Origin of the sequence: Bifidobacterium eulemuris (assembly GCF_014898155.1) — a bacterium.
GTDB classification, from domain to species: Bacteria; Actinomycetota; Actinomycetes; order Actinomycetales; family Bifidobacteriaceae; genus Bifidobacterium; species Bifidobacterium eulemuris.
This window is the reverse complement of record NZ_CP062938.1, coordinates 2151367-2164732: the sequence shown is the minus strand read 5'-3', so window position 1 is coordinate 2164732 and position 13366 is coordinate 2151367. Positions and strand designations below refer to the sequence as shown.

General features: G+C 62.4%; 9 protein-coding genes and 1 tRNA gene. All 10 read right to left on the bottom strand.

The features are described from left to right. Window positions 1-18: 18 nt before the first annotated feature. Window positions 19-1020, bottom strand: coding sequence for an alpha/beta hydrolase (locus tag BE0216_RS09040; RefSeq protein WP_226805758.1), 1002 nt, complete (start codon window positions 1018-1020; stop codon window positions 19-21). Window positions 1021-1066: 46 nt separating this feature from the next. Next, window positions 1067-2338 carry an MFS transporter gene (locus BE0216_RS09035; RefSeq protein ID WP_094637754.1) on the bottom strand — a complete coding sequence of 424 codons (1272 nt, stop codon included), beginning with the start codon at window positions 2336-2338 and terminating at the stop codon, window positions 1067-1069. A gap of 159 nt (window positions 2339-2497) precedes the next feature. Beyond that, window positions 2498-3481 (bottom strand): AraC family transcriptional regulator, encoded by a 984-nt coding sequence (locus BE0216_RS09030; RefSeq protein WP_226805757.1) that lies wholly within the window; start codon window positions 3479-3481, stop codon window positions 2498-2500. A gap of 335 nt (window positions 3482-3816) precedes the next feature. Further along, window positions 3817-4677: an aldo/keto reductase gene (locus tag BE0216_RS09025; protein WP_094637753.1), complete on the bottom strand. Its 861-nt coding sequence runs from the start codon at window positions 4675-4677 to the stop codon at window positions 3817-3819. Between the two features lie 318 nt (window positions 4678-4995). Next, the gene (locus tag BE0216_RS09020) at window positions 4996-7254 is read right to left on the bottom strand and encodes a DUF2207 domain-containing protein (protein ID WP_094637752.1); all 2259 of its coding nucleotides are present in this window, start codon (window positions 7252-7254) and stop codon (window positions 4996-4998) included. A 343-nt stretch (window positions 7255-7597) separates the two neighbouring features. Beyond that, window positions 7598-8164: a LemA family protein gene (locus tag BE0216_RS09015; RefSeq protein WP_094637751.1), complete on the bottom strand. Its 567-nt coding sequence runs from the start codon at window positions 8162-8164 to the stop codon at window positions 7598-7600. A gap of 217 nt (window positions 8165-8381) precedes the next feature. Continuing rightward, entirely contained in the window at window positions 8382-11036 is a 2655-nt protein-coding gene (locus BE0216_RS09010; RefSeq protein ID WP_094637750.1) for a polyribonucleotide nucleotidyltransferase, read from the bottom strand. 336 nt (window positions 11037-11372) lie between these two features. Beyond that, window positions 11373-11642, bottom strand: a complete 270-nt coding sequence (rpsO, locus tag BE0216_RS09005) for a 30S ribosomal protein S15 (RefSeq protein WP_072723388.1) — start codon at window positions 11640-11642, stop codon at window positions 11373-11375. A gap of 126 nt (window positions 11643-11768) precedes the next feature. Further along, complete coding sequence (locus BE0216_RS09000; protein ID WP_226805756.1) at window positions 11769-12542, bottom strand: hypothetical protein; 774 nt, start codon at window positions 12540-12542, stop codon at window positions 11769-11771. A 617-nt stretch (window positions 12543-13159) separates the two neighbouring features. Then, window positions 13160-13233, bottom strand: a tRNA-Gly gene (locus BE0216_RS08995). Window positions 13234-13366 lie beyond the last annotated feature (133 nt).

Here is a 13366-nt window from a genome sequence, read left to right as displayed (position 1 = left end):
GTCGAATGAGGTGCGGCGCTACAATCGCTCGGCCAACCAGTCGAGCACCATCGCGATGGCCTTGTTGCTGCGGAATCCGTAGGCGGCGTGGCTGGCGTTGTTGAGCTTGTAGAACGTCACATCCTTGCCGAGCTCGCGCATGGTGACGTAGAGGCGGCAGCTCTGGTTGAACGGCACCAGCAGATCGCGGCTGCCGTGCATGATCAGCGTGGGCGGCGTGGGTCTTTCGGCGGTCAGATACGTCATCGGCGAGGCTTGACGGCTCAGTTCGGGATGGTCCAGCACATTCACGCCGCCGATCTCCATACCCTCCGGGCATTGCGCCGGATTATGGCTCTGCGAGCTCGGATAGTAGTTCATCATCGTGAAGTCGGTCGGACCGTACCAGTCCACGATGCACCGCACCTCGGCGCTGGTCTGCGCATAGTCCGGGGTGTCCGGCTCGTTGTCACCGGTGAATCCGGCCAGCAGCGCGGTGTGGCCGCCGGCGGAATCGCCGAACAGGGCGATACGGTCCGGATCGATGCCGAAGCGTTGCGCATTGGCGCGCACGAAACGCACCGCCGTCTTCGCATCCTGCATCTGCGCGGGGAACGGCGCCACGGGCGCGGGGCGGTATTCCGGCACCACAACCACATAGCCGCGCTCGGCCAAACGGATGTACAGGCTGTTGAAGCTGTTCTTACGTGGCTTGAAGAATCCCGCGCCACGCATGTACACGATCACCGGCCAACCGGCCTCCGGCCTGCCGTCGGGCATATTGTCGTCATCATGGAACGGCGTGTACACCATCATGTTCAGCTCGTAATCCGAGCCGTCGGCCAGCGTGCGCGTGGCGTACGGCACCTCCTCGATATCCGTCGAGTAGAAGAAATCGTCGGTGTCGACGCCGTCGACCACCACGCAGCCCTCCGGCACCTCGTCGCTGTGGGGGAACCCGGCGACCTGATCGACCGGAGTGGGGATGGGGGCCAGGGGTTCGGCCGCGGCGGGGGCGACCAGCGCTTCGATGTCAACCATTGTCATATCCTTTCCAAAACCGTTGCCGTATCGGGCTTCCTCATATTCAGGCGGCCTGCGCGGCGGCGCGATTCGCCTTCGCCTTCGTGGACAGCATCAACGCGAGCACCATCACCATGCATATCACCAAGAACACGGCTCCCATATTCAACGACTTCCACGTGCTGGTCATGCCGGTGAGAGCGCCCAGCGCGGCGAACACATAGGACGGAATGAACGAGCCGACGGAATTGCCGAAGAAGGCGTAGGAAGTGGCCTGGGCGGAGATGGAGGGATCGGTCTGCTCATTGACGAGGAGGTTCACATAAGGCATGAACCAGCAGAAGCCCACGCCAAGCAGCACGCCGGCCACGCACCACAGCGCCATCGAAGCGGTGTTGGCCCAGATCAGCAGCGCGGCGGCGTTCATCCCCAAGGCCAGCAGGCCGATCCACATGCCCACGAAACGCTTGACCAAGCCGAAGAAAAGACCTCCGATCAGCGAGGAGATCGACACGACGGTGATCACGGTGGCGGCTTCGGTCGCGGTGATGACGCCGGTCTCCTCGGCGGCGAGCGAGAGATTGATGCTGTAGAAGCCGTAGCCGGTGGCGAACACGATCTGCAGGATCATGCCGAAATAGGCGGACAGCGGCATCTTGGTGCGCTTCTTGGGCGCGTTGTCCGCGCTCTTGCGCTCGCGGCCGATCTCATTGACGGCATTGGGAATGAACAGCATCACAATCACCATTACCACCAAGGCAAGGCAGTAGACGAAGTAGAAGTAATGCCAATCGAAGGTCATCACGCCGGCGATGCACGACGAGATGATCGTGGCGCCCAGACCCACGGCGGAGGATTGGAATCCCATCAGCGTATCCGCCTCCTTGCCCTTGAAGCAGTCCACGATCAGCGAGGCGGACAGCGGCTGGATCAGGCCGAGACCGAAGCCCGCCAGTACGCGCAGCGCGGTCTGTCCGTTCAGAATCGGCACGAACATCGGCAGGAATCCGCCGATGAAACACAGCAGTGTGCCGATGATGCACAGGTTCTTCTTGCCGACGATCGGGGCGATGCGGCCACCGACCAGCGTGGCGATGATATTGCCCAACACCGGCACCGTCACGAATCCCTGCAGCTCCATCACCGACGCGTCGGGGAAGTCCTGCTTGAGACTCGACACCACCGCCGCGGTGACGGAGATGCTTTGCAGCAGCAGCGCAAGCGACAGGATGGCGGCCTTCAGCATGACGCGCTTGCCGCCGGACTGGGGCAGCTTCGCCAGGGGATCGTCATGCACCATGGCCGAACCGGCGTTCGCGGTCACGGTTTCGCTCATAATCAGCTCCTTTGCTTTCTCGATGTTGATTCTTATGGCAGCGGTACTCTCGCTGTGTTCCGCCCTTTTGACGGTTTCCAACATCTGTTTTCAGCTTAGAAGCTCACAAAAAAGCTCTTTTCTCCAAATGTGACCATAAAGGTTGATTTTGTGACTTACCTATTGCGTATTGCGATGCGTTCTTCGAAACACCGAAGGCGTCAATGAGAATCGGTTGGAGAACGCCCGGGAGAACGCTTTGGCGCTGGAGAATCCGTTGTTCCTCGCGATATCCGCATTGGTGTCGCTTCCGTTCAGCAGATCATCCACCGCGGATTGCAGACGGATCTCCGTCAGATATTGCTCCGGGGTCACGCCGGCATGTTTTTTGAACAGCCGGGAGAAATATTCGCGCGAATAGCCGAACCGTTCCGCCAGTTCGCCGATGGTCACACCGCTATGGAAGTGATGTTCCATATATTCGATCACCGCATAGATCTCGGCGGAAGACCGGGCCGACGCCATCGCGCCCGAATCCCCGCCATCGCGTTCCCAACATTCGGCAAGGACATGCACCAACATGCCGTACAGCAGCTCGTTAAGCCGAAGAAGCCGCAGTTCCGGATCGAAGTCGTCGACGCAGGCGATCACCTCCTCGCATAGGGAGATCAACGTGGAATCCCGAACCACGGGACGCTCCCCACCATGGTTGCGCGGCGCATGCGCATGTCCCTCGGATGGCGGCTCCTCCGCGGCGATCGCCACCGCCTGCATCAGCCGACGATTCGACAGTCCCGGGCTGAGTCGCGACAGGAATTCGCCGTCGAAGGAGATCGACAGCACGCATTGTCCATCGTCATCCGGCTCGGGGTAGATCGCATGCAAGGCGCGCGGGCTGACCAGACACGCCTGGCCGTCGACGATCGTGGTTTCGATCCCATCGATGAACAACCGCACTCTGCCGTGCCGCACGTACACGAGTTCGGCGCCCAGATGCCAATGCAACGGCACGTCCTGCGCGGGCATCTCGGTATGGATGCGCACGATGGCGGGATACAGGGACGACGAACCCCACGACTCATGCTGGTCATGGTCGATAACCGCGGTGTAGTCGAGCTCCCGATTGATGCGGAACATCTGCGCCGACGCTGCACTGGTGAACATGACGTCACCTTAGCACGTCTCCATCATCCCGAGCGTGGCCCGCCCGTCATCCCAAGCGCAGCACCGTCATCCCGAGCGCGACACAGTCCGTCACCCCGAGCGCGACACAGCCCACCCGTCATCCCGAGCGCAGTCGAGGGATCTCTGAACCTCCGCTTCCGGGCGTGAGATCCTTCGACTCCACTTCGTTTCGCTCAGGATGACGAACGGAGAAGAACACGCTCCCAGCTCAGGACGACGGGAAAAGGCACGCTCCCGACTCAGAATGACGTGTACGGGTACATCCACTCCGATCGGGATGACGGGTCCTCCGCGAGCGACGGAAAACAACGCAATCAGCCGAGCTTGGCGAGTTCCTCGGCCGTCAGTTCCAGATCGGAGGCCTTGAGGGAGTCGAGGATCGTTTCGGGGCGGTGCGCGCCGGGGATCACGAACATATGGTCGCCCTTGGCGAGCTCCCAGGCGAGCACCACCTGCTGGTAGCTCACGCCATGCGCGGCCGCGACCTCGCGGAACGGGTCGAACGTGCTTTCGTCATACGGGTGGCGGTAGCCGCCGAGCGGACTCCAGCACACGAACGCCAGGCCGAGTTCGGCGCAGTAGTCGAGCGTGTCCTGCGTCTCCAGATGGATCGGCGAATACTGGTTCTGCACGGCCACGAGCTTGTCTCCCAGGATTCCGCGCGCGATGTCGAGTTGTTCGATGGTGACGTTGGAGACGCCCGCCCACTTGGCCACGCCTTGGTCGAGCAGCGCCTTGATGCCTTCGACGGACTCGTTGTACGGCACCTCCGGATCATGACGGTGCAGATACAGCAGATCGATGGCGTCGACGCCGAGCGCCATGGCGGACTGCTTGCCGTATTCGATGAGATGCTCGGGCTTGCCGTCGCGCGGCCACACCGGCTTGTCGCCGTCCCATGCGCGGCGCAGACCCACCTTGGTGGCCACCGTGACCTCGTCGCGCGGGCCGTTCCAGGTTTCCAACGCCTCGCGGGTGAGCTTCTCGCCGGTCTGTTCCTCCTCGCCGGGCGTGTAGTAGGCCCACGCGGTGTCGATATGGCGGCAGCCCGCGTCAAGCGAGGCGTGCAGCGTTTCCAAACCGACCGCATGACCGCGGTTGTTCTCGATGGTCAGCGGCATCTCGCCATGGCCGATGGCGGTGGTGTGGAATGGGCCGAGATCACGAAACAGCATGTGTGCTCCTTATATTCTCGCAACTTTTCTCACTACGAACGGATGTTCCGCCCTCTACGATACGCGGCATGGACCGCTTTTCGAGTTTGGTGTGTCCGGACGAGGAAAAGACGCGAAAACCGTTTTCAAGAATGGCGGAATTTCGCCATTCTTAAAAACTGAAAACTGCGCTCTCTGAGGTTCGGTCACACCAAACTCATCCCAAGCGGATCTCACAGCCTCTTGGGTGCCCAATAAGGACCGTCACGACGACAACCAGCGGCATCCATTGATATACGATACAGCGATGCGCGGCAACGGACACAGCATGAAAACCCGTTAACGGCCTCCGAAGGAGCCGCCGCCAGAGCCTCCGGAGGAGCCGCCGAAGCCGCCGCCGGAGAACGACCCGCCGGAACCGCTGAATCCGCCGGAGGACGAGGGTGCCGCGGCTTGGATGGTGGAACGCACTTCGGCGAAGCCCGCGTTCAGCTGCGAGCCGATGTCGCCGAATCCGGCCGCGAAGGAGTCCCCTCCGAACGCGAACGCAGGGCCGCCCATCCCACCGTCCGACGCCGCTCCGGCCGCCGCGCCAACGCCATAGCCATACCAGCCGAAGGGACGATACGACCAGTACAGCAGCGAACCGGAGGCGTGGGAATCCAGCCATGTGGGATCGGTCACCTGCGGATATGCCTTGGCGAGCTCCTTGCCCACCCGCTCGGAGATGCCGAACGCTGCGGCGTACACCATATACCAATCCCACAGGGCGATGTCGGCGGCACCACGGTCGGAGAAATCGGAGAAATCCTGCATATAGCGTTTCAAGCCGAGGCAGCGGCCGGCATGCTCCTGCCCGGCGTCGGTCAAACCCGTATAGGAGGCGCCGAACACGCAGAACAGGCCCACGATTAGCACCGGCAATCCGGAGGCCAGCGCCATGGCGAGGTTGCCGTTGGTGATATTGACCACCAGCATGGCGACCCCGAGAACCGCCCCCACCAGACCGGCGGCCGCGGCCTGCCCGCCGGTGCTGCGCGTGGCGCCCAGCAGCGCGTATTCGTTGCCGCAGGCCGTGGTGAACGATCCCAACGATTCGTAGCCTTTCTTCCACTTCTTGCAGGCCTTCGTCATCTGCTTGAGGTCGAACACCGGCCCACCCACGCGCTTCGAAATCGCGATGAACAGGTCGAGGCAGGCGCTTTCGGACTGGCTCAGGCCCATCGCCTCCCGCGTTTCGTCGTTCAACGCGGCAGGCAGGATCACCATGGTGCTGGTCTGCTTCGCAGCGGCGAGACGATTCGCGTCGGTGCCGATCATGCCGGCCAGCCCGACCGGATTCGTCGCCTGGCTCATATCGATGCCCGCGTACATGCTCGCCGGCCCGGGATAGATGGCGATGGCTTTCTTCACGGCGAGGGCAAGCACGGTGGAGGTCATCACGCGCGAATCCAGATCGCCGGCGGGAGAATCGACCACGTCGATCAGCGTGGCGGCGCTGGCTGGGCTCATGCCGGGCGGGTCGCGCCAGTATTCGATTCCACCGCGGTATCGCGCGGCCTCGAGGGATTTGCGCACGCCGAACAGACCGATCACGCATAGCAGGACGCCGATGGCGATGCTTGCCGCCCAGAAGACGACCATCCGGATGGCATGGGCGCGCTGTTGCTCGCGCCATTGCTGTTCCTGCCGGGTTTCGTCGGCTTGGAGCGCGTCGAGATGGTCGCCGGTGATCACGCGCGTGACGGCGGAGGAATCGGCCGCAGTCCGGTCGTATGCGGCGACCACGTCGAGATAGTCGCCGGCTTTCACATCGTAGGCGGTGAATCGCAGGCCGCCGTCGGCGTCACGGCTGGTTTCGCTGGTGCGTTCCGTGTGCAGCCACGCCCACGACGTGTCTTCGTCGACGCCGTCGGGGAATCGCACCGTGCCGGTGACGGTGCCGATCGGCACTTGGTTCGTTTTGCCGAACGGCTCCCATTGCAGGCTGACGATGTCGCTCCACGCGGTGGCCACGTCGTGCAGGGTCATGGTCACGTCGAATCGCAGACTGTCCGCTTCGACGGTTGCGGGGATGTTCCAGCCGATTTCGATGATTTTGCTGCTGGCCGAGGTGGAGGAGTCGCTGCCGCCCGACACGGCCAGCCCGTCCACGCCCGGCTCGTAGGGTTGCGGGTCGCTTTCGCCTTGGGATACGTCGGCGATGTACCAGTGGTTCGCGTATTCGCCGTTCCATGTCGTGTCGCTGATGTCGCTCGGCGTCTGCGGCGCGATCTGCGTGTAGGTCTCCCCCGTGGTGACGTTGGTGACCGAGATGTCGGAGATGTCGGTGAGATTGCTGGAATTCAGCGTGTACTGCTGGTAAAGCTGCTTCCAGGGGCGGTCGCCGTCATCGTCGGACCGGTCGCGCAGTTTCATATCGATATGTTGTGTGACGGTCAGGTCGCCGTTGGATTGCACGGTGGCCTCCAGATCGAGCGTGCGGTAGCTCAGGTCCGCGCCGTCCGTGTCCGCGACGACGAACAGCATGGATATCGCCATGATGAGCGCCGCGACCCCAACCGCGAAGATTCCCGCTCGTATCAGTCTCTTCCTCATATCCCCTCATTCCCTTATCTCCGGCTGGCCCGATTCCGCATCCATGCCCGTCCAGTTGCGACGCATACACCCCGTCATGTTGAGCGGAGCGCAGCGGAGTCGAAACATCTCAACAGCACGCCCACCAGCAACACGCATACCTCGTCATGTTGAGCGGCATCACACCCACCGAACTAAGCATCATGCACTCCTCGTCATGTTGAGCGACGCCATGCCCCACCAGATTAGACGACATGCACCTCTCGTCATGTTGAGCGGAGCGCAGCGGAGTCGAAACATCTCAACAACGCATCCGCGTGCCCGATAGCCACTGACGCGCCCAACCCGCCGCAAGCCGCCAGAATCAGAATTTGACCTGCGGCACCTGGCGCGCGGCCTCGTCGGCCTCGAAATACTGAGCCTGCTCGAAGTGGAACAGCCCGGCGATGATGTTGCTCGGCACCGTCTCGATGGCGGTGTTGAGCTTAAGCACCACGTCGTTGTAGAACTGACGGGCGTAGGCGATCTTCTCTTCGAGCGCCTTCAGCTGTGCCTGCAGATCGAGGAAGTTCTGGTTGGCCTGCAGGGCCGGATACGCTTCGGCCGTGGCCTGCAGATTGACCAAAGCGCGGGAGAGCTGGTTCTCGGCGGCCGCGCGTTCGACGGTGGTGGCGTTCGGATTATTCGCCGCAGCCACTGCACCGGCGCGGGCCTGCGTGACTTCGGTGAACACGCTCGATTCGTGGGCGGCATAGCCCTTCACCGTCTCCACAAGATTCGGAATCAGGTCGGCGCGCTGTTTGAGCTGCACGTCGATCTGCGCCCATCCGTTCTTCACGCGGTTCTTCAGCGAGACCAAATTGTTATAGGCCGTCACGGCCCAGATCAGCACAATCGCTATGACGGCGACCACGATGATGACTGCGATCATGAGCACTCCTTTGTTCGATCAGCTCATTCCGCCCTATTCTCCCAGCACGTCGGTACGAAAAACAACGATTTAACCACCGAGGCATATGCGGCCACGGAATCAAGCCATTATGGTCGACCAAGTGGTTAAATCGTTGTAAGCAGAGCGTCCGACGCCGGCACATACAAGAGAACCCGCCACGATGGGCGGGTTCTCAATCACGTCAACCGATGATCAATCAGTCCTCGAAGGGATCGAAGTCGCGACGGACGCGGCGACGAGGACGTTCGGCGCGCTCTTCACGCTCGGAACGGTAGTCGTCGTAGTTGTCGTCGGTGGCATAACGCGGGTTGCGGTCGGAACCGCGGCCGCGGCCGGAGGAACGGCGATCGGAGTGATCATCGCGGTCAGCGGAGCGGCGGCGACGCGGACGATCCTCGAAATCATCATCACGATCGTCAGAACGGCGGCGACGCGGACGATCATCGAAATCGCGGTCGGCCTCATCGTAGTCACGCTCGGCGCGGCGGCGACGTGGACGATCCTCGAAATCATCATCACGATCATCGGAACGACGACGACGCGGACGATCGTCATAGTCACGATCGCCACGACGATCGTCGCGACGGCCGCCACGACGGTCATCACGGCCGCCACGGTCACGGCCGCCACGGCCGGCACCGGATTCCTGATCCTCGAAGCCGGGGATGGCGAGCGAGATCTTGCCGCGCTCGTCGACACCCTGCACGATCACCTCAACGGTGTCGCCTTCCTTGAGCACGTCCTCGACGGCGTCGATACGCTCGCCGTTGGCCAGGTTGCGGATCTGCGAGATGTGCAGCAGACCGTCGGTGCCCGGGGTGAGGTTCACGAACGCGCCGAACGACGTGGTCTTGACGACCTTGCCGTTGTAGGTCTCGCCGGCTTCCGGCACATGCGGGTTGGCGATCTGGTCGATGATCTCCTTGGCCTTCTCGGCGGCCTCGCCACCTTCGGAGGAGATGTAGACGGTGCCGTCGTCCTCGATCGCGATCTCGGCACCGGTGTCTTCCTGGATCTGGTTGATCATCTTGCCCTTGGGGCCGATGATCTCGCCGATCTTGTCCACCGGAACGGTGGTGGTGATGATGCGCGGAGCGTACTCGCTCATCTCGGACGGACCGTCGATGCACTCGTTGATGACCTCGAGGATCGTGGTGCGCGCCTCCTTGGCCTGCTGCAGTGCGGCGGCCAGGATGTCGGCGGGGATGCCATCGAGCTTGGTGTCGAGCTGCAGGGCGGTGATGAACTCGGAGGTACCGGCCACCTTGAAGTCCATGTCGCCGAACGCGTCTTCGGCACCCAGAATGTCGGTCAGGGTCTTGAAGATGTGCTGGCCGTCCACATCGCCGGACACCAAGCCCATGGCGATGCCCGCGACCGGAGCCTTCAGCGGCACGCCGGCGGCGAGGAGGGACAGGGTGGAAGCGCACACGGAACCCATGGAGGTGGAGCCGTTGGAGCCGAGGGCCTCGGAGACCTGACGGATCGCGTAGGGGAATTCCTCACGGCCCGGCAGCACCGGCAGGATGGCCTTCTCGGCGAGGGCGCCGTGGCCGATCTCGCGGCGCTTCGGGGAGCCGACGCGGCCGGTCTCACCGGTGGAGTACGGCGGCATCTCGTAGTTGTGCATGTAGCGCTTGGACTGCGGTCCGGAGAGCGCGTCGATCTGCTGCTCCATCTTGAGCATGTTCAGCGTGGAGACGCCCAGGATCTGGGTTTCGCCGCGCTGGAACAGGGCGGAGCCGTGCACGCGCGGCACGATGTCGACCTCGGCCGACAGGGTGCGGATGTCGCGCAGGCCGCGGCCGTCGATGCGGTAATCCTCGGTGAGGATGCGGCGGCGGACGATTTGGCGCTGCAGTTCCTTGAACGCGTTGCCGATCTGCTTGTCCTTCTCGGCCTCGTCCATATCCTCGAACTCGGCGGCGAGGGTTTCCTTCACGGTCGCCTTGATCTCGGCGATGCGGTCCTGACGCGGCAGCTTCTCCGCGATGGTCAGGGCGGAGTCGAGGTCGGCGTGGGCGATCTCGTCGATGCGGGCGTACAGCGCGTCGGTGTACTCCGGGAAGAGCGGGAATTCCTTGGTCTCCTTGGCGGCGATGGCCTTGAGTTCGGCCTGGGCCTCGCAGATCACCTTGATGAACGGCTTGGCGGCTTCCAGACCACCGGCGACGACTTCCTCGTCCGGCTTGATCTGGCCCTCCTCGTAGATGAGCTGCCAGGCGTTCTTGCCGGCGCCGGCTTCGATCATGGCGATGGCGACGTCGCCGTTCTCGACCACACGGCCGGCGACCACGATCTCGAACACGGCGCGGTCACGCTCGCTCCAACGCGGGAAGGCGACCCACTGGCCGTCAATCAGCGCCAGACGCACACCGGAGACCGGGCCGGCGAACGGCAGGCCGGAGATCATGGTGGAGGCGGAGGCGGCGTTCAGGGCGATTACATCGTAGGCATCCTCGGGGTTCACGGCGAGGATGGTCTCCACGACCTGCACTTCGTTGCGCAGCGTGTGCGGGAACAGCGGGCGCAGCGGGCGGTCGATGATACGGCAGGCCAGGATGGCCTCGGACGAGGGGCGGCCCTCGCGGCGGAAGAACGAGCCGGGGATCTTGCCGGCGGCGTACATCTTCTCTTCCACGTCGACGGTCAGCGGGAAGAAGTCGTAGTTCTCCTTCGGGCTGGAGCCGGCGGTGGTGGTGCTCAGCACCATGGAATCGTCGTCGAGATAGGCGGCGACGGCGCCGTCGGCCTGCTGGGCGAGGCGTCCGGTCTCGAAGCGCAGCGTGCGCTTGCCGAATGATCCATTGTCGATTACGGCCTCAACGGCCTTGATTTCGGGACCCTCCATAGGGTTCCTCCTTCTGTTTTTATTCCTTGCTATCGATGTCCTCTTCAGCGGACGTCACATGTCTTGCGCGGCCCCTTGGCCGTTGTTCCTCTATCAAACCCTCTGTCTGATCCCTGCCGGCCGTCGTTCTGGCCATTCCTCTCGCGAGTGGCATCGGCCTCTCGCCTCATGCTCGCAGAGCCATCGTCCTGTCTTCATTCGGATCACATGCGACACGCACCTGACGTGCGTTCACGGGACGCCCGGCCGTGGCCGGTATGGTCCCGTCATCTTCAGTTGTGGATTCAGTTATGTAAAACGCCCGAGCGCCAATCGCGGCACTCGGGCGGAAGACTACTAGCGGCGCAGGCCCAGCTTCTCGATGAGCGCACGGTAACGCTCGATGTCGTTCTTCTTGAGGTAGTCAAGCAGACGACGACGGGAACCGATCATGAGCTGCATGCCACGACGGGAGTGGTGGTCGTGCTTGTGCTCCTTCAGATGCTCGGTCAGGTCGGAGATTCGCTTGGACAGCAGCGCGACCTGGACCTCCGGGGAGCCGGTGTCGCCTTCGTGCGTCGCGTACTTGGTGATGATCTCGTTCTTTTCCTCAGCCGTCAGTGCCACGGCATCCTCCTTATGGTCGTTGCGCGGTGCTCCGAGCACGGTGCTCGCAGCGCTCTCTATCCGCGGGCGAAATTACGCCAAAGGGAGACTATACGCGAGGGGTGGGACTTGGGGCGGGTGCCGCGCTCACACCGTGTTGAGCAAGCCGCCGAACAGCACGATCAGCAGCGCCGCGAATTCCAGCACGAAAAAGAGGATGAACGACGACCAGCTGCGCGTAAGCACGTTGAACGGCGAATCCTTCTTGATCACCACCAGCAGACCCACCCATAGGACGGCGAATACGGCCACCCCCGCGCCGGCGGCGAGGATGCCCAGATTGGCAGCGTTCGCAAGGCCCGAATGCTCGCCGTAGACCACGTAGGTGGAGTACCAGAAGTTGGTTTTGAGAATGCACAGGCCGGCCACGAACTGTTCGCACGCGAGCCCCACCACGAACACGATCAGCCATGGCCAGGAGGGCGAGACGACCACCGCCATCGCCAATCCCACGAAGGTCACCACGGTGACGGCCCAGCTCACCAAAGCGATGCCGCGCGGGTCGATGCCGCTCAGATGCGCCACCAGCCATGCGGTGTTGTTCACAGCCAGCGTGCGACCCAACCAGTAGGGGCCGATGATGGCGACTAGTACCGTCAGGATATAGGCCGCCCAACGCGCGGGATGCGCGCGGCGTCGGCCGATATCCGCCAAAGACAGGTCGGATTCGGGAATCGAGGACGCGCTGACTTTCGCTTTGATGGCCCTCGGTTCCGCGGTTTTCGCCACGGCGGTCGGCGCTTCGGCGGATGCGGCCAAGACGTTCGCGTCCGAAACACTCGCGTCCGCATTGGTCGAAGCCACATCGGTCGGCGTTCCGGCAGCCGACGCCGCTCCGATCGCATTCGTGGTCTCGTTCATGCCGTCCACCATGGAAACCCCTTGCCGCGCGTTCCGTTCGTTGTGCTGTGACTACGATACCCCGCCCATCGGGAAAATCAATCGCCCCACAGGATGAGTCGCGGCGGCCCCAATCGAGAGTCATCGTCGCCACTCCTCGTAGGAGGCATACGAGCAGTCCCATTGTTCCTCGGAACATTAAATCACCCGAACCACGAACAATACCCACATTCTATTGTTCCTTTTGCCTCAAAAGGAACAATAGAACACCGGACAAGCTTATAGAATAGGTTCTTAAGGTGCGGAAGGAACAATAGAACACCGGACAACGCCCCGCCTATTACTCCCTCACCGAAGAATATCGGGACCTGCTGCTGCCTGGCACGGACACCGAAGATGCCGGCAGCCGCTAGAATCACACCAGCGACCGAGCCGATGACCTTGGCGGTCACGATTCGAGCGTTATCCCAGGTCTCCTTCGCGGGGTTTACGGGGCGCGACAGAGGTCACCTCTTATAGGTCACCTTAATGTGGTGTAAATAGGCGAACAATGGCAAAATCACATGTGTGGTTGCACCACGGCCTGCTGGAGTGGTGCCGAAAACCGTTGAAATCATTGGGTTTTTGGCAGGAAAAAGTGGAGCGGATGACGGGAATCGAACCCGCGTAATCAGTTTGGAAGACTGAGGCTCTACCATTGAGCTACATCCGCAAAGTGTCGCTTTTGGCGACTTGGCTATTATACATAAGTCCGACGGGAAGGCAACCGGCGCGCCCGTATATCGTTCGAACGTGTGTCGTGATGGCACGGACCGGAAGCGCCGCCCATCACACGGTGGCAAACG